The sequence below is a fragment of the Microvirga sp. CF3016 genome, from assembly GCF_036314085.1.
Classification (GTDB): Bacteria; Pseudomonadota; Alphaproteobacteria; order Rhizobiales; family Beijerinckiaceae; genus Microvirga.
In genome coordinates this window covers 191,878-208,068 of the sequence record NZ_JAYGGM010000012.1, presented here as the reverse complement: position 1 = coordinate 208,068, position 16,191 = coordinate 191,878, and the positions used below count along the sequence as shown (strand labels likewise).

Genomic DNA, 16,191 nt, shown 5'->3' with positions numbered 1-16,191 from the left:
AGGTCGATATTCTCACAGCGATTGTTGCCAATCGCCCGCAAGGACACCGCCGCCTACGCTTCTCTTCCCTCTCAACAATGTCAAAGAACAAGGGTCCGTCTCGAAAAAGACGAACACAGGAGTCTTGCCCACCCCGTCCGCTTGTCGCGCCAGGAGCAGGAAGGCCTCCATCCGGCCGCCACGTCAGTGGCCTGCCGTCGATGGGACTGATGTAGTCCCTGGCTCTGCCGCTGTCAACAGTCCCGCGAAAGATTTTCAAAGCTTTCGCGCGAGCCGCTCGAGATCTTCTTCGGCCTCTCCCAAGTAAAGGCAAAGCAATCCCGTTCGCAGAAACGCTGCCGCTTCTGCGCCGTCCGCGCCAAAGAGCCCAAAACTCTTCAGCCCATGCTGGAAAAAACCGCCAGAGGAGCCCAACGCACACGCCCGACACCCGCCGAACCCGCACCACGCTCATGGCCAAACCCAGACGATGCTAGGTCCATCCCGACACCGACGCACGACCCAGGCTAGGCATGTCTGCCTTACCCCGCACTCGCCAGATCTGTCTGGAAAACTGCTAACCGCTCACGCAAATCAGCAGAGAAGGCGCCGATATAAATGCTTCAAACCAAAATGCAAGAGGAGCTCGATCAAAGGCCGGCAAAATCCGCCGTTCACCCCGAGACGCCGCATTCGATTTCCGTACTGAGTCATATAGTTGCGTTCAGCGCGATTGCAAGGGCCGCCCATAGTCGGATGTGGCGCAATGCCAGGGTGGATTGCTAGGGTCCTGCACTGGTAGATCGTAGTCATCAATTGCTATGCTCTCCCGCCTACAGAGAGGTCTGAGTGTTACAAACTGGTTCCAAACCCGATCAAGGCTGCATCCAGGACAGGACTGCCGAGCTTCTCATCGACGCTGCCATGGACACTGCGTTCATCGTGCTCGACTCCAGCGGCGCGATCGCGAGCTGGAGCCGGGGCGCCGAGCACATCCATGGATGGAGCAGCGAGGAGGCGGTCGGTCGTTCCGCGTCCATTCTATACGTATCGGGCAATGGTCCCGACAGTCTTCGGCAGGATCTGCAATCCGCACGTGAAGGCGGGCGCCACGATGCTCAAGGTCTCCGCATGCGCAAGGACGGTTCGGCGTTCATGGCGAGGGTCACGATGACACCGCTCGCCGGCACGGACGCTGAGGCGGGCACTGCCATGATCATTCGGGACATCACCGAATGGGTCCTCGCCGAGGAGGCGCTGAGAACACGAGAGGCGCATCTAAGGTCGATCTTGGAAACCGTTCCCGACGCCATGGTGGTCATCGACGAGGAGGCGCGCATCCAGTCCTTCAGTGCGACGGCGGTGCGTCTCTTCGGCTACGAGCCGGATGAGGTGATCGGCGAGAATGTCAGGGTTCTCATGCCGCCTCCTTACCGCGAACAGCATGACGGCTACATGCTGCGCTACCGCAACACGGGCGAGCGACGGATCATCGGCGTTGGACGCGTGGTCGTCGGCCAGCGCAAGGACGGTTCGACTTTCCCGATGGAGCTGGCCGTGGGGGAGATGCATTCGGGAGGCATACGCTATTTCACTGGATTCATCCGCGATTTGACAGAGCGGCAAAGGACTGAAGCGCGCCTGCAGGAACTTCAATCCGAACTCGTTCACATGTCGCGTTTCACCGCTTTAGGAGAAATGGCCTCCACCCTGGCTCACGAGATCAACCAGCCTCTGACCGCGATCACCAATTATCTCAAGGGCTGCCGGAGAATTCTGGAGCGCATGGAAGGCGAAGCGGTTCCCATGCTCCGGGATGCAGTCAACGAGGCGGGCGAGCAGGCGCTGAGGGCCGGGCAGGTCATCCGTCACCTGCGCGAATTCGTTGCCCGCGGCGAGAGCGAGCGTCATATCGAAAATCTGCCCAAGCTCATCGAAGAAGCGAGCGCGCTCTCCCTCGTCGGGGCGAAGGAGCAAGGCGTCCGGGTCGTTTTCGACTTCGATCCGAATGCGCCCTTCGTGCTTGCCGATCGCATTCAGATCCAGCAGGTTCTGCTGAACCTCATTCGCAACGCCATCGAGGCTATGCAGGAAACATCGCGTCGGGAACTCAAAGTCGGTACCCGTACTGTGGATGACGGCCATGTGGAATTGTGCGTGGAAGATACCGGGCCTGGTCTCGCTCCTGAGGTGGCTGCTCAACTCTTCCAGCCGTTTGTGACCACCAAGAAGCATGGAATGGGCGTCGGCCTGTCGATCTGTCGGACCATCGTGGAGGCTCATGGCGGCAAGATCTGGGCCGAATCGAAGCAAGGCGTGGGAACCGCATTCCGGTTCACGTTGAGATCTGTCGGGCGGGAGGAGATAGCGCATGCAGAGTGAAGCTGCCGTGCATGTGGTTGATGACGACGTGGCGGTCCGGAAGTCGCTGGAGTTTCTGCTCGCTTCGGAAGGGCTCCCGGTTCGCCTGCACGAATCGGCCTTGGCTTTTCTCGACGATGCGGTCGGCATCGAGGCCGGCTGCATCGTGACCGACGTGCGCATGCCGGGCATCGACGGCATCGAACTGATCCGCCGTCTCAAGGTCCGCGGCATAACGCTCCCGGTCGTCGTGATGACCGGTCACGCGGATGTACCGATGGCCGTGGAGGCCATGAAGGAGGGAGCAGTCGATTTCCTCGAGAAGCCGTTCGGGGACGAAGCGTTTCTGGCGGCCGTGCGCTCGGCGTTAGCGCGTCAGGAAAGGAACAGTCATCATGGAAGTCAGATCGCAGAAGTTCAATGCCGTTTCGATGCCCTATCGGACCGCGAGCGGCAGGTTCTCGAGGGGCTCGTGGCCGGCAAAGCCAACAAAATGATTGCCTACGATCTCGGGATCAGTCCGCGAACCGTGGAGATCTACCGGGCCAATGTCATGACCAAGATGCAGGCCAAGAGCCTGTCGGAACTCGTCCGCCTCGCACTCCTGATCGAGACGAAATAGGCCTTTAAGGAATATTCCTGAGTAGGGGAATGGTGGCTTCGTGCATAATCCGCGGTGTCAGCCTGGGGCGCTTGCCTTTTGGCCAGGATCGAGGATTGCACAGGCTTTTGATGTCTCAGCCTCCGGGACCGGTCATCATCGTGGACGATGATGATGCGGTCAGGAACTCATTGAAGTTCGCTCTGGAACTTGAGGGGCTGACCGTGCGCCTGTTCAAGGATGGCGCCGAGCTTCTTGCTGTACAGCACCCGCCGCAGGATGCATGCTTCGTGATCGATTACAATATGCCTGGCATGACCGGAATCGAGCTGGTGGGTAAGTTGCGACAGCGCCGGATCGATTGCCCGGCTATCCTCATCGCGTCTCAGGTCAGCGATGATCTCTATGGCCGCACGGCTCAATCAGGCTTCCGGGGCGTTCTTGAGAAGCCGCTGCACGACAGCATTCACGCAGCCCTCGCGTAAGGTCGATTCCAAAGTGCCGTTGTGCCCTCTGTTGGCATTCTTTTCCTTTCAGATGCAACGAAACCCAATCGGCCCTGTCCGTGTAAGATGGCAGGGCTGATTGGGCAACAGGAACGAGTACTGCCAAGCAGACGATCGATGATCCTTAGCTACGCGTTCAGGCTTTCAAGGGCAACCCTGTTGCTCAGCACCACATGGCGAGCGGATGGAAGTTCGATAATTCCTTGCCGTTCAAGCTGTGTGAAGGAGCGCGAGACGGTCTCGATCGTCAGCCCAAGATGATCCGCGATATCCGTGCGCGACATGGGAAGGTCTAAGGCGCCGTCTTCGGCCGTCCGCTCGGCCATGTCGAGCAAGAAGGTCGCGATCTTCTCCAGGGCCGACTTGCGGCCGAGCAGCATCATGTGATTCTGGGCCCGGACCAGGGAGCGCATCATCCCCATGGTCATGTCCTGGGCGAGCTGGGCGTCGCTGCCGGTCATGGAGGCGAGATGGTTGCGGCGATAGGCTATGACGATGCAATCGCCGACGGATTCCGCGCTGAATCGATATTCCTCACCGGCCTCGATGCCGAAGATGTCGCCCGCCAGGTGGAAAGCGTCGATCTGCCGGCGTCCATCGCTCAGAAGCTTCGAGGTGCGCACCACACCCGAGTGGACCTTGTAGACGAAAGCGGCTCTGTCGCCCTCGGCGAAGATCTCCCCATCCTTGGCGAAGGACTGGACGGCGCCGACGCTCGGAGCGGCGGCATCCGTCGACTTGCGGAGCGGCGGGACTTCCAGAGAGAGCAAGGGAAGGGTCGAGGAAGAGGCTTTGGTGAGCAGCGCAGTATGCATCGGACCCTCGCGAATTCGTGAACATGACGATGGTCCATGGGTAGCGCTGCTGAGGCTGGGCTAAAATTCAGGTCTGATACCTAAGGGGTTTTCCTTAGGTCGCCTTTCAAGGGGCCTGGGGCAATTCCAGACCAGCCCGAGCGGCCTAGGCGAGGACGCCTGCTCCAACGGTCCCCAGGATCGCTCCGGTCAGCAATATGCCGTCATGGACAGCCAGGAGCCGTCGCGGAATTGGGCCGTTTCGATGGATCGAGAGCGTGGTGCCGAGCATGATCAGAGACCATCCGGCGCCGACGAAGGCGGCTCCGGCCGAGAAGCCGCCTACGGTGGCGGACAGCAGGAAGGCCGCCGCGCCAGCGACCAACAAAAGGCATCCTGCGGCGGATAGATGGCCCGGAAGGGCAAGCCGCGGAAAGAAAGCCACAACCAATGACGGAGCGTACATAGCCATGACATGCCATGCCACGGCGCCAACCGCAGCCTCCGATGACGCGCAGCCGATGATCGCCATGGGGGTTGCCCCCATCACGGCCGTCATCGTGACCCATCCAAGTGTCCCGATCGCGGTCGGCAGAAGGATGGAGCGCCATCTCAGTTCGCCTGTCGTCTTGGATTCCTGCCTTCCGCGCCTTCGGTAGGGGAGAGATGCCGTCGCAATGAGCGCTGTCACATGGGCCAGAGCGGCTGCGGCGGCCGTACCCGCAAAGACTCTCGGAGATGCCAGAGCCTCAGCCAAGCCGGCAATGGTCGGAGCGATCAGACCCGCCAGGGTTGCTGCGCCGAAGACGATCAGAACTGCGCTGGTTGCCTGGCCTCCCACCGGCCCCGCCGCATGACGATAGAACAGGCTGAAGCCGCCGGCGATCCCGAGCCAGAAGGCGCCGAGCACCAGGGCTCCAAAATGGAGGGATACGAGGGCCCAGACGAGGACAAGGCCGCCGGCGGCACCGAGGCTTGCCCCGAGGGAAAACGCCGCCCGGCGACCGAACGAGTCGAGCAGGAGCGACGCGGGAAGGCTCGCGAGAGCCGCGCCGATATAGAATGCCGCATAGGGAAGGGTGGCCAGGCCTCGGCCCGGTGCGAGCGCCAGCCCGGCCAGGGGCAGGATGCTGAGAGTCAGGACCTGGGCGAGAACGGAGAAGGCAAAGCCGGTTGCGAGGCACGTCGTTCCCCGGTTGTCGCCGGAGGCGTTGCCCAGCCCGCCCGATTCGCAGATGCACTCAAGTTGCCCCGCCCGGGGCATAGCGGCCAGAGTGATCATTTCCGGACGTCGTCGTCGGACAGGACGCGCACTGCGGCACCCTGCACATCGTCATATTGACCGCTCTTCAGCGACCACATGAAAGCCGCAAGCCCGGACAGGCCGAGCAGGAGGGCCATGGGGACGAGATAGATCAGAACTTCCATTGATCAGGCTCCTTGTGCCGCCGGAACGACGCGCGATGGGATTGGTTTGGCCTGCGGCATTGCCGGCGTGCGCCCGCGCGCGCGAAGGGCGTTGAGGGTCACGATGGTCGAGGAGCCCGACATGGCGAGGGCCGCAACCAGGGGCGTGACGTAGCCGAGGAAGGCGAGGGGCACCGCAATCAGGTTGTAGACGAGCGCGATGCTCAGGTTTTGGCGCATGAGCCTGTGCGCCCTGCGGGAAATCTCGATCGTGTCCTGCACGGGCTTCAATCGATCCCCGAGGAAGACCGCATCGGCATGAGCCTGGGTGAGGTCGGCTGCGCTGATCGGCGACAGGGACACGTGGGCTGCAGCCAGGGCTGGCGCATCGTTGAGGCCATCACCGACCATCAGCACCCTGCGGCCTTCGGCTTTGAGGGCATCAAGCGCTTCGATCTTGTCAGCAGGCTTGCAGCCGCCGCGCCAGGAGGCGATGTCAAGCGCCCGAGCGATAGGCGCTACGGCCTCCGGCCGATCCCCCGAAAGGATGCGGCAGTCGAAGCCCCGCTCGCGCAGGTCCGCGACGACGGCGACGGCATCCGGCCTCAGAGCTTGCCGCACGAGCAGAGCAGCCTGCTTGTCGGCCCAGGAAAAGGCGATGACGGATGCGTTCGGAGCGTCTGAGGTCGCCTTCTGGGCGAGGAACACAGCGTCGCAGAAGGTAGGACTGCCGAGACGCATCTCGCGGCCATCGACAATTGCCCGAACACCCCGACCGGGCTCCTCGATGACGTCGTCATAGGGACGCCGGTCCTGACCGATCTGCGCCACGGCAGCCGCGAGTGGGTGGTGGCTCGACAACGCCAAACGGCTCGCCGCCTCCAACAGGGCAGGCTCGATATCGCGGGCGTTGATGACGCTCATGGTCGGCAGCGTCAGGGTTCCGGTCTTGTCGAAGACGATCGTGTCCACCTTCGCCAGCCGCTCGAACACATCGCCTGTATTGAGAAACACGCCGGCGCGGAATAGGGCGCCGGAAGCGACCACCTGGACAACCGGAACGGCCAGCGCCAGCGCGCACGGGCAGGTGATGATCAGCACCGCGATGGCCGTGATCAAAGCGTCATGAACGGACGAGCCGTTCGCGATCCAGGTTAGAGCCGTGACTGCTGCTGCCGTATGCACGACCGGCGCATAGACCTTCGCCACCCGGTCGGCCAAACGCACGTAGCGCGATTTGGCTGCTGCGGCGTTCTCCAGCAGGCGCTCGACCTCGTCCAGGAGCGTACCCTTGCCGGCTGCGGTCACGAGGAGGGTCAGAGTACCATTGAAGTTCATGCTCCCCGCATAGACATGGCTGTCGGCTCTGACAGCGCGGTGAGCGGTCTCACCGGTCACGAGACTTTCGTCGAGCTCCGAAGAGCCGGAGATGACGAGCCCATCGACCGCGATGCGCTCGCCGGGGCGAACGAGAACCCGATCGCCGGCTTTCAGGGCAGCGGTGGGGACGAGGACAACCTCACCGTTATCCTCGACCCGATGAGCGACCTCGGCCCGGAACGAGGCCAGGTTGCTCGCCACCGCACGGGTCTTACGTCGCATGGCCTGGTCGAGATAGCGGCCGCAGAGCAGGAAGAAGAGCAGCATGACAACCGAGTCGAAATAGGTGTGCTCGGCTGAATTGATCGTCTCGGCCACCGACACGGTGAGCGCCAGCAGAACGCCGATGACGATCGGCACGTCCATGTTGGTGCGGCGGTTCCGCAAGGCATTCATGGCGCTCTGGAAGAAGGGCTGGCCGGCATAGGCCACAGCCGGCAGCGCAATGAGGGCAGCCAGCCAATGGAAGAAGTCGCGTGTCTCGGGCGTGATGTCGGTGACGTTGCCCGACCAGACGGACACCGCCAGCAGCATGATGTTCATGGAGGCAAAGCCTGCCACTGCGAGGCATTTCAGCAGCCACTGGGCCCGACGAGTCTCCTCTTCCTCCACCAGTCTGGACCGGAAGGGGTGCGCCCGGTAACCGAGCCGCTGCACTTCGTCCACGACCTGCGCCGGGGATAGGGTTCCGTCGCGCCATTCGACGGCAAGGCGATGGTTGGTATAGTTCAGCCGCGCATCCACGATGCCGGGCAGCCGGCACAAGCCGCCTTCGATCTCGTCGATGCAGGCGGCGCAGTCGATCCCCTCAATGGCGAGATCGAGATGAGACGTGCCATCGTCCTGACGTTTTACGAAGATGGACAGATCGAGCGCTTCGGTCATCGCGAATAGATCCTTAGAGCGAGATGCGGCTCTTGGAGCGGAAGACGGTTTCGGTCTCGCGCTTCAAAGCGATGACGAGATCCCACTGGCCCTCCGGCAGAGCGGTGAGACTTTTGAAATGGCCCGAATCCAGCTCGACGAATTCGAGCGGTACGTCCCGGCGTTTGTCGGTGGGGTGGGCTAATCGGATCTCGGGGGTGAGGCCTGAGAGGGCCTGACCCTGAGCGTCACGAGCCGTGATGGTCACACCGGCTGAATCGCCGCGCTGAAGGGAGGTCTCCACCGACCAGTGGCGCGCATCCTGAGCGTGAGCGGCCGCAACATCGTTCTTGAACGACAGGCCGGCCTTGTAGGCGCTCTCCGTCTCGACCCCGCTGAAGCTCGAGATGGCGACGCGCACCATATAGAAGTTCATGGCGAAGATGATGCCGAAAAACGAGACGAAGTAGAGCAGAACCGTACGTCCAGTGATCGGTCGTTCTGCCCGCTCTGAATGGGAGACTGTGGTGGACATGGCGCTTCTCCTCAAGGAGCCTTGAAATGGTCGTTCGTGGCGGCGGTATCCCCGTTGGCCAGATCGGTCAGCACGAACCGCAGTGGTGTCGAATCCTCGACTGTCGAGGTGGTGTCCGTGACGAGCACGCGGGCCTCCAGCGTCTGATCCGGCCCGACTGCGACGACGGAGCGGCCTTGCCCATCGACCTCTCCACCCACGACGTCGATTCCGGCCTCGGGAAGGCCTTCCACGCTGAGGGCATAGCGGCGCTCGTCGAGGTTCTTGTTGGAGACGCGGATCGTGAACCCGTTGCGGATCGAACCGTCGGAGAGGCGCACGAAGAGCGGGTTCCGGTCGTGCATGACGCTCAGGTAAAGGCTCTGGCGCATGGCAAGCGACGCGATCATGACTGAACCGACGACGGCGATGAGACCTGCATAGAAGAGGGTGCGCGGACGCACGATGCGGCGAACTTCAGGACGACCTTCCATGCGGGCTTGGACGTTCATGTCAGTATCGTATGCAATCAGACCTTGCGGGCGACCGATCTTGGTCATCACGCTGTCGCAAGCGTCCATGCACAGGCCGCATTGGATGCAATCGAGCTGCAGGCCCTTGCGGATGTCGACCCCAGTCGGACAGACGGCCACACATTGATCGCAGTCGATGCAATCGCCCGCCGGCAGGCCTTGCAGCTTCAGCGCCTCGTTCTTCTTTACCGAACCACGTGGCTCGCCGCGGTCGTAGCGATAGGTGACGTTCAGCGCGTATTCGTCGGTCAACGCCGCCTGAATGCGCGGCCAAGGGCACATATAGGTGCAGACCTGCTCGCGCATGAAGCCGGCGAGCGTATAGGTCGTGAAGGTCAGGATGCCGATCCAGAGATAGGCGATATACGAGGCCTGGAAGGTAGCCAACGCGTAAACCAAGCTCGGCGCATCGGCGAAATAGAGCACCCAGGCGCCGCCCGTCCACCAGGCGATCATGAGCCAGATCAAGTGCTTCAGCGCTTTCCGGCTGAAGACGGAGAGGGTGATCTTTTCCTTATCGTGGCGCATCCGCTCACGCCGGTCGCCCTCGACCCAGCGCTCGACGGCGTAGAATAGATCGGTCCAGACCGTCTGCGGGCAGAGATAGCCGCACCAGATCCGACCAGCGACCGCATTCATGAGAAAGAGCGCCAGAGCCGCCAAAACGAGGAGGCCGGTGATATAATAAACTTCCTGCGGCCAAATCTCGATGAAGAAGAAATAGAACCGGCTGTTCGCGAGGTCGACCAGGATGGCCTGATCCGGCGCGTTGGGGCCACGGTCCCAGCGAATGAAAGGCAGGAAATAATAGATGCCGAGGGTGACGGAGAGCACGACCCACTTGATCGTGCGGTAGCGGCCTTTCACGGCCTGAGGATAGATCTGCTTGCGCGGAGCGTAGAGCGGCGCGTCGTCGGCCGAGGCTCCAAGCGGATGAGGAAGGGGGGCATCAGCCATCGAATCTGTCGCAATCGTCTCGATCTGAATGACGATGGAATACGATGGGGTCAGCCAAGCCGCCTTGATCCAAATCAAGCAACGGCCGGAGGATGACAGCCGGCCGTTGCTCTGTCAGAGCAAGAGCAGTTTCAGGGCCTCTGATCGCCGCCCAGGGAATGGACGTAGAGGGTCAGGGCCTTGATCGTCGTATCATCGAGACGTCCATGCCAGGTCGGCATGACTCCGCCGCGCCCGTTCATGAGCCCCTCCACGATGGCCGCCTTGTCGGAACCGAAGAGCCAGATCTTGTCCGACAGGTTGGGCGCGCCGAGATCCTGGCTGCCTTGGCCTTTGTCGCCATGGCAGGCCGCGCAATTGTCCGCGTAGACCTTGGCGCCCGCGGCCGGATCAGCCCCCTTGTCCGTCGGCAGGCCCGACAGGGAGCGAACGTAGTCCGCCGCTTGGGAGATCTCCTCCCGCTTGAGCATCCCATCGCGTCCGAACGCTGGCATGGACCCGGAATGGCCCTGATCGCTCGTCGAGCGGGCGCCGTGGCGGATCGTCTGCTCGATCTGGGCGAGCGAGCCGCCCCAGAGCCAGTCGTCGTCGTTCAGGTTCGGATAGCCCTTGGCACCCGCGCCGCCGGCTCCATGGCAGGGGGCGCAGTTGTCGCCGAAGGCAGCCTTGCCCTGAGCCCGCGCGAAGGTGAACATTTCAGGATTCTGCCTGATCTCTTCCAGGGAGCTTCCAGCGAGCTTCGCCGTCATGCCCGAACGCTGCTGCTTGAGAGCGTCGAGGTCAACCACCACCGCATCCCGTGACTGCCAGCCGAGGGCGCCCTTCGTATAGGAGGACACCAGCGGCCAAGCCGGGTAGGCGATGCAATAGGCGATCGCCCAGGCGATGCTGGCATAGAAGGTCCACAGCCACCAGCGCGGCAGCGGATTGTTGAGCTCCTGGATGTCGTCCCAGCTGTGCCCGGTGGTGGCGACGCCCGAAATGGCATCGACCTGTTCATGCTTGTCATGGGCCATGGGATCAATCCTCCTGAAGAGGCATGCGGGAGGCCGCATCGAAGCGGTCTTTCCGCGAGGGAGCGAGGGCATAGATCTGCACCGCCAGGAAAACGGCGACGAAGTACAGGAGCCCCCAGGTCTGGGCAAATTCGGCGAAAAATTTGTATGCGGCTGGCATGATCTTGGTCCTCAGCGCACGTTGGCCTTGTTGTCGTAGAGCTTGAAGTCGACCTGCGTGCCCAGCATCTGCAGATAGGCGATCAGGGCATCGGCTTCCGTGACCTTCAGCGGATTGCCGTCGAAGGTGCGCGACTGGGCTTTCGGATAGCGTTTGGCCAGATCGACGGCATTCGGATCGTCGGCGTTGGCCTGGACGCGGATGTCGCTTTCTGCGTTCTTCAGCATTTCATCGCTGTAGGGCACGCCGAGCGTCGCCTGCACCTTCAGCTCCTGAGCGATGGAAGCCGTATCGAGCTCGGTCTTCTCGAGCCAGGGATAGCTCGGCATGATCGATCCGGGCACTACGGCGCGGGGATCCTTCAGGTGATCCTTGTGCCAGTCGTCGGAATACTTGTTGCCGAGGCGGGCGAGATCCGGGCCCGTGCGCTTGGAGCCCCACTGAAAAGGACGGTCGTACATGCTTTCGGCCGCCAGCGAGTAATGCCCATAACGCTCCACCTCGTCGCGCAGCGGACGAACCATCTGGCTATGGCAGTTGTAGCAGCCTTCGCGGACGTAGATGTTGCGCCCGGCGAGTTCGAGAGGGGTGTAGGGCCTGACGCCCTCCACCTTCTCGATGGTGCTCTTCAAGTAGAAGAGAGGCACGATCTCCACGAGGCCGCCGATGGAGATGACGATCAGCACGCCGAGGATGAGGATGATCGAGTTTGTCTCGAAGATCTTGTGGCGGGACCAGAATGACATGGTCGTTTCCTTTATTCCGCGGCGATGAGCACGGGCTGCATGGCTTGAGGAGCTTCCTCGACCGTCTCTCCGACGGAGATCGTCTTCCAGACGTTCCAGGCCATGATCAGGCTGCCGGCCACGAAGAACGCACCGCCGAGCGCGCGGATGACATAGAAGGGGTTCATCGCTTCCACGGTCTCGATGAAGGAGTATTCGAGGAAGCCGAGGCTGGTGTAGGCGCGCCACATGAGGCCCTGGAGTATGCCCGCGACCCACATGGAGGAGATGTACAGGACGATCCCGAGGGTGGAGATCCAGAAGTGCCAGGAGACGGCCTTCATGGAGTACAATTCCTTCTTGTTCCACAGCCACGGAACGAGGCAGTAGATCGCGCCGAAGGAGATGTAGGCGACCCAGCCCAGTGCGCCGGCATGGACGTGGCCGATGGTCCAGTCGGTGTAGTGCGACAAGGAATTCACGGCCTTCACGGACATGAGCGGGCCCTCGAACGTCGCCATGCCGTAGAAGGCGACCGACACGACCATGAGACGCAGGATTGGATCGGTGCGCAGCTTGTCCCAGGCCCCCGAAAGGGTCATGAGACCGTTGATCATGCCGCCCCAGGAGGGCATCCACAGCATGACCGAGAACACCATGCCGAGCGTTTGCGCCCAGTCGGGCAGAGCCGTGTAGTGCAGGTGGTGTGGGCCTGCCCAGATGTACATGAAGATCAGCGACCAGAAGTGGATGATCGACAAGCGGTAGGAATAGACCGGCCGCTCGGCCCTCTTAGGGATGAAGTAATACATGATGGCGAGAAAGCCCGCGGTAAGGAAGAAGCCGACCGCGTTATGGCCATACCACCACTGCACCAGGGCATCCTGCACGCCAGACCACACGATGTAGCTCTTGGGCGAGAAGAGCGAGACGGGAATCGATGCGTTGTTGCCGAGATGCAGGACCGCGATGGTCAGGATAAAGGCGAGGTAGAACCAGTTCGCCACATAGATATGGGGCTCCTTGCGGCGCATGACGGTGCCGAGAAAGACCAGGAAGTAGGTGACCCAGACGATGGTCAGGAAGAGGTCCGCATACCACTCGGGTTCGGCATATTCCTTGCCCTGCGTGATGCCGAGGAGATAGCCCGTGCCGGCGATCACGATGAAGAAGTTGTAGCCCAGCACCACGAACCACGGCGCGATGTCGCCGACCATCCTGGTGCGGCAGGTGCGTTGCACCACATAAAATGAGCTGGCGATGAGCACATTGCCGCCAAAGGCGAAGATCACCGCGGAGGTGTGCAGCGGCCGCATCCGGCCAAAGGATAGCCATGCGGTATCGAAGTTGAGTGCCGGAAAGGCAAGCTGGAGAGCGATCAGCAGGCCGATGGTGAAGCCGGCGATGCCCCAGACCACAGAGGCAATCGTGGCGAACTTCACCGGGCCCATGTTGTAGTTCGGCTTTCCGCCGATGGTCAGCGGGGGCAGGTCGGCTGGGCGTTCGTAGTACCGGTTCACGATGGCGAACACGGCAGCGACGCTGGCAGCGGCGAAGAGATAGGCATGAAAGGCGTATTCGGGCGTATAGGCCTTCGCCGCGATGATGATGCTGAGGAGAGCCAGTGCGGCGAAGGCAAGGGCTGAGCCCATTTCGCCGAAGGTCATTCCTTTTGAGGGTGCTACCGCTTGAGCCATAGGCTTCAACCTTTTGAGAACATCGGCGAGCCCGTGAGCTTCGCCGTCAGCAGACTCGTTTAAGAGGAGGGATGGGAAGGGGCATTGATGCAGATCAAACGGCCCCGGCCTGTCTGTCGCCTCACAAGGCACGGAAGTGGCGCTCGGCGCATGCGTTAAGGGTATAGGCGATGCCAACGGCCCATGTGCCGAAGCCGATCAGGGCCATAGCGTCCGTCCTGAAACGAGGCGCGGTGGGATAACTCGTGTAGCGTGGAACACGCTGGTCGTAGCGGGCGATGAGTTCCGGGAGCCTGCCCAGGCCTTGCATGGAAGTTCCGCGACCGGCGTTGACTTGAATCATAGGGCTGGCAGGTCTCTGGAATGAGATACCAAAAGAAGTGTCAACACCCTTCCATCAGGGCCAGGCGGCGTAGGAGTTTGTGTTGCCGACTCTCTGTGCCTTGGCACGACGGCGATAGCTGCCCGGCGGGACGCCTACATGCTTCTTGAAGAACCGATTGAAATAAGCCGGATCCTTGAAGCCGAGACTGAAAGCAATCTGTTCAATGGGCACGTCCATCTGCTGAAGACGCATGCAGGCATCCTGCACCATCCGGTCGAAGACGAGGGAGCGGGGAGGCCGGCCGGCATTGCGGACGCAGACGGCGTGAAGGCGATCTTCCGTAACGCCAAGAGCATCGGCATAGCGCTTGATGCTCCAGTGTTCACGGTACCGAAGCTCGACCAGCTGCCGGAACTGCTGAAGCACGTGATGGCCTGTGCCCCGGAGACCCGCTTCGGCGGATGCATCCGCCTGGGCCATGCGCCAGAGATGCAGGCAGATAAGCGTCACATGGGCCCCGATGATCGCCATGGAACCGCGGTCCGGGGCCCGCACCTCATGGGCGAGGGCCTGGAAGGAATGGCCGATTTCCTCGGCGCGACCCTGCAGGCGCTGGGCTGGAACAAGGGTGGTCCGGCTCGTGGTCGAGCGAAGCAGGGATCCTTCGGGGGTGCCGCTGACCGTTCGGTTCAGGAAATCGTCGTTCACCGACAGCATGTATCCCCTGGCCCCCGCATCAACCCGAACAGTCCATGCGCCGTGGCTTGGAAGCCAGAGGAGGGAGGGCGAGGGCAGCTCCGTGAGCTTCTCGCCCAGGAGGGTGCCTCCACGGGACAGGATGAGGAAGGCATGCGCGCGTTGCTCCTCCTGGCTTCGCGACAGGACCCATTCCCGCTCCGATAGGGAGGGAACGATCGGCTCGGCGTGAAGGGCGGCCGTCGGAGCAGACCACAGCATCTCCGGGCGGATAGAGGGCGGTTGGGCAGAAGCAGATTGGGGCTCGCGGCCTTTGGGCATGCCTGTCGAGTACAATCTTTCGCCAGATCTGTCCAATTTCCAGGATCGATGGCGGGCGTAAGCTTCGGCAATGAAGGGCCGGATCCAAACGAGAGCCCGATCACACTGCCTTGGAGGAAATCATGACCGTTCGTTTGACGCGGCGCCATGCCGCCGCCCTGCTGGCTGCCGCAGGCTGCCTTGTCGCCGGGGCCGCTGCCCAGGCCCAGAACTCGATCAAAATCGGATACGCGATCTCGAAGACCGGCCCGAATACGGGCGGGGCCAGCATCACGACGCTGCCGAACTACCAGCTCTGGGTGAAAGAGGTGAATGCGGCTGGTGGGATCATGCTGTCGGGCAAGCGGGTTCCAATCGAGATCGTCGAGTACGACGACCGCAGCAACTCGGAAGAGGCCGTGAAGGCGGTCGAGCGTCTCGCCACTCAGGACAAGGTCGACTTCATCCTGCCGCCCTGGAGCACCGGGCTCAACCTGGCGGTCGCCCCCATCATGAACCGCCTCGGGTATCCGCATCTCGCCGTCACGACCAATACCGACCGGGCGCCGGAGCTGGCCAAGCGGTGGCCGAACGCCTCGTTCTGGCTGGGGCTGCCGTCCGACATCTCCACCTCCTTCGTCGACCTGCTGACCAGGATGAAGGGCGAGGGCAAGATCGGCGCGAACGTGGCGATGATCAGCGTCTCCGACCAGTTCGGCATCGAACTGTCGACGGCGGCCCGCAACGCCCTCAAGAAGGGCGGCTTCAACCTCGTCTACGACAAGTCCTATCCCGCCGGCACCCAGGACGTGCAGCCGCTCCTAAAGGACGCGATGGCGGCCAATCCCGACACCTTCATCGCCTTCAGCTATCCGCCGGACACGCTCGGTGTGACGGACACCGCGAAGGTGCTCGGCTTCAACCCGAAGGTGTTCTTCGTCGGGGTCGGCACGGCGTTCCCGGTCTACAAGCAGCGCTTCGGCGCGAATGCCGACGGGGTTATGGGCATTGGCGGCTGGAACGCGGATTCACCGGCCCTCAAGGACTACTTCAAGCGCCATACCGACGCGGTCGGGCGGGAGCCGGACCGTTGGGCGAGTCCGATCACCTATGCCAGCCTGCAGGCCCTGCAGCAGGCCATCGAGCGCGTCGGCAAGATCGACCGCGCCGCCGTGATCAAGGAACTCCAGACCGGTACGTTCGACACCGTCATCGGCAAGGTGAAGCTCGAAGGCGGCCTGCTCAAGGACGTCTGGAGTGTCGGCCAGTGGCAGAACGGCGAGTTCTACGGCGTCGCGCCTGTGTCGAAGGAAGGGGCTCGCCCGGTCGTTGCTCCGAAGCCTGCCTGGAAGCAGTAACCGGCACCTCTGGAATCG

The 16,191-nt window shown here is 62.2% G+C and carries 16 protein-coding genes; 4 read left to right on the top strand and 12 right to left on the bottom strand.

All coding sequences use genetic code 11. The features are described 5' to 3' along the window. Window positions 1–903: 903 nt before the first annotated feature. The 3 genes from VB672_RS18670 to VB672_RS18660 are packed head-to-tail and all read left to right on the top strand — an operon-like array spanning window position 904 to window position 3,426. Window positions 904–2,361: a PAS domain-containing sensor histidine kinase gene (locus VB672_RS18670; protein ID WP_329785702.1), complete on the top strand. Its 1,458-nt coding sequence runs from the start codon at window positions 904–906 to the stop codon at window positions 2,359–2,361. Beyond that, the gene (gene fixJ / locus VB672_RS18665; RefSeq protein ID WP_329785701.1) at window positions 2,351–2,962 is read left to right on the top strand and encodes a response regulator FixJ; all 612 of its coding nucleotides are present in this window, start codon (window positions 2,351–2,353) and stop codon (window positions 2,960–2,962) included. The genes VB672_RS18670 and fixJ overlap by 11 nt, the downstream gene beginning before the upstream one ends. 29 nt (window positions 2,963–2,991) lie before the next feature. Then, window positions 2,992–3,426 (top strand): response regulator, encoded by a 435-nt coding sequence (locus tag VB672_RS18660; protein WP_329785700.1) that lies wholly within the window; start codon window positions 2,992–2,994, stop codon window positions 3,424–3,426. 149 nt (window positions 3,427–3,575) lie between these two features. Here the strand turns inward: VB672_RS18660 and VB672_RS18655 are convergent, their stop codons facing one another. The 12 genes from VB672_RS18655 to VB672_RS18600 form a co-directional block, all read right to left on the bottom strand. Next, window positions 3,576–4,262 carry a helix-turn-helix domain-containing protein gene (locus VB672_RS18655; protein WP_329785699.1) on the bottom strand — a complete coding sequence of 229 codons (687 nt, stop codon included), beginning with the start codon at window positions 4,260–4,262 and terminating at the stop codon, window positions 3,576–3,578. 145 nt (window positions 4,263–4,407) lie between these two features. Continuing rightward, on the bottom strand, window positions 4,408–5,523 hold the full coding sequence (locus VB672_RS18650; RefSeq protein WP_329785698.1) for a hypothetical protein: 1,116 nt from the start codon (window positions 5,521–5,523) through the stop codon (window positions 4,408–4,410). Beyond that, window positions 5,520–5,669 (bottom strand): cbb3-type cytochrome oxidase assembly protein CcoS, encoded by a 150-nt coding sequence (ccoS, locus tag VB672_RS18645; protein WP_173948324.1) that lies wholly within the window; start codon window positions 5,667–5,669, stop codon window positions 5,520–5,522. The genes VB672_RS18650 and ccoS overlap by 4 nt, the downstream gene beginning before the upstream one ends. A gap of 3 nt (window positions 5,670–5,672) precedes the next feature. Next, window positions 5,673–7,913 (bottom strand): heavy metal translocating P-type ATPase, encoded by a 2,241-nt coding sequence (locus tag VB672_RS18640; protein ID WP_329785697.1) that lies wholly within the window; start codon window positions 7,911–7,913, stop codon window positions 5,673–5,675. A gap of 13 nt (window positions 7,914–7,926) precedes the next feature. Further along, window positions 7,927–8,427, bottom strand: coding sequence for a FixH family protein (locus VB672_RS18635; protein WP_329785696.1), 501 nt, complete (start codon window positions 8,425–8,427; stop codon window positions 7,927–7,929). An 11-nt stretch (window positions 8,428–8,438) separates the two neighbouring features. Beyond that, a complete protein-coding gene (gene ccoG / locus VB672_RS18630; protein ID WP_329785695.1) occupies window positions 8,439–9,896 on the bottom strand; it encodes a cytochrome c oxidase accessory protein CcoG in 1,458 nt (485 codons plus the stop codon). Window positions 9,897–10,027: 131 nt separating this feature from the next. Continuing rightward, complete coding sequence (gene ccoP / locus VB672_RS18625) at window positions 10,028–10,912, bottom strand: cytochrome-c oxidase, cbb3-type subunit III (protein WP_329785694.1); 885 nt, start codon at window positions 10,910–10,912, stop codon at window positions 10,028–10,030. A 4-nt stretch (window positions 10,913–10,916) separates the two neighbouring features. Then, window positions 10,917–11,072, bottom strand: coding sequence for a cbb3-type cytochrome c oxidase subunit 3 (locus VB672_RS18620; RefSeq protein ID WP_329785693.1), 156 nt, complete (start codon window positions 11,070–11,072; stop codon window positions 10,917–10,919). 11 nt (window positions 11,073–11,083) lie between these two features. Next, the gene (ccoO, locus tag VB672_RS18615; protein ID WP_329785692.1) at window positions 11,084–11,818 is read right to left on the bottom strand and encodes a cytochrome-c oxidase, cbb3-type subunit II; all 735 of its coding nucleotides are present in this window, start codon (window positions 11,816–11,818) and stop codon (window positions 11,084–11,086) included. An 11-nt stretch (window positions 11,819–11,829) separates the two neighbouring features. Continuing rightward, window positions 11,830–13,494 (bottom strand): cytochrome-c oxidase, cbb3-type subunit I, encoded by a 1,665-nt coding sequence (gene ccoN, locus VB672_RS18610; protein ID WP_329785691.1) that lies wholly within the window; start codon window positions 13,492–13,494, stop codon window positions 11,830–11,832. Window positions 13,495–13,615: 121 nt separating this feature from the next. Then, complete coding sequence (locus VB672_RS18605; RefSeq protein ID WP_329785690.1) at window positions 13,616–13,804, bottom strand: hypothetical protein; 189 nt, start codon at window positions 13,802–13,804, stop codon at window positions 13,616–13,618. Between the two features lie 87 nt (window positions 13,805–13,891). After that, the gene (locus VB672_RS18600; RefSeq protein ID WP_329785689.1) at window positions 13,892–14,776 is read right to left on the bottom strand and encodes a helix-turn-helix domain-containing protein; all 885 of its coding nucleotides are present in this window, start codon (window positions 14,774–14,776) and stop codon (window positions 13,892–13,894) included. Window positions 14,777–14,958: 182 nt separating this feature from the next. Here VB672_RS18600 and VB672_RS18595 point away from each other — a divergent pair, with 182 nt between their 5' ends. After that, window positions 14,959–16,173 (top strand): amino acid ABC transporter substrate-binding protein, encoded by a 1,215-nt coding sequence (locus VB672_RS18595; RefSeq protein WP_329785688.1) that lies wholly within the window; start codon window positions 14,959–14,961, stop codon window positions 16,171–16,173. Window positions 16,174–16,191 lie beyond the last annotated feature (18 nt).

Coding starts and splice junctions, on each gene's coding strand:
- VB672_RS18670 (WP_329785702.1), top strand. CDS start 904: ATGGACACTGCGTTCATCGTGCTCGACTCCAGCGGCGCGATCGCGAGC.
- fixJ (WP_329785701.1), top strand. CDS start 2,351: ATGCAGAGTGAAGCTGCCGTGCATGTGGTTGATGACGACGTGGCGGTC.
- VB672_RS18660 (WP_329785700.1), top strand. CDS start 2,992: ATGGTGGCTTCGTGCATAATCCGCGGTGTCAGCCTGGGGCGCTTGCCT.
- VB672_RS18655 (WP_329785699.1), bottom strand. CDS start 4,262: ATGCATACTGCGCTGCTCACCAAAGCCTCTTCCTCGACCCTTCCCTTG.
- VB672_RS18650 (WP_329785698.1), bottom strand. CDS start 5,523: ATGATCACTCTGGCCGCTATGCCCCGGGCGGGGCAACTTGAGTGCATC.
- ccoS (WP_173948324.1), bottom strand. CDS start 5,669: ATGGAAGTTCTGATCTATCTCGTCCCCATGGCCCTCCTGCTCGGCCTG.
- VB672_RS18640 (WP_329785697.1), bottom strand. CDS start 7,913: ATGACCGAAGCGCTCGATCTGTCCATCTTCGTAAAACGTCAGGACGAT.
- VB672_RS18635 (WP_329785696.1), bottom strand. CDS start 8,427: ATGTCCACCACAGTCTCCCATTCAGAGCGGGCAGAACGACCGATCACT.
- ccoG (WP_329785695.1), bottom strand. CDS start 9,896: ATGGCTGATGCCCCCCTTCCTCATCCGCTTGGAGCCTCGGCCGACGAC.
- ccoP (WP_329785694.1), bottom strand. CDS start 10,912: ATGGCCCATGACAAGCATGAACAGGTCGATGCCATTTCGGGCGTCGCC.
- VB672_RS18620 (WP_329785693.1), bottom strand. CDS start 11,072: ATGCCAGCCGCATACAAATTTTTCGCCGAATTTGCCCAGACCTGGGGG.
- ccoO (WP_329785692.1), bottom strand. CDS start 11,818: ATGTCATTCTGGTCCCGCCACAAGATCTTCGAGACAAACTCGATCATC.
- ccoN (WP_329785691.1), bottom strand. CDS start 13,494: ATGGCTCAAGCGGTAGCACCCTCAAAAGGAATGACCTTCGGCGAAATG.
- VB672_RS18605 (WP_329785690.1), bottom strand. CDS start 13,804: ATGCAAGGCCTGGGCAGGCTCCCGGAACTCATCGCCCGCTACGACCAG.
- VB672_RS18600 (WP_329785689.1), bottom strand. CDS start 14,776: ATGCTGTGGTCTGCTCCGACGGCCGCCCTTCACGCCGAGCCGATCGTT.
- VB672_RS18595 (WP_329785688.1), top strand. CDS start 14,959: ATGACCGTTCGTTTGACGCGGCGCCATGCCGCCGCCCTGCTGGCTGCC.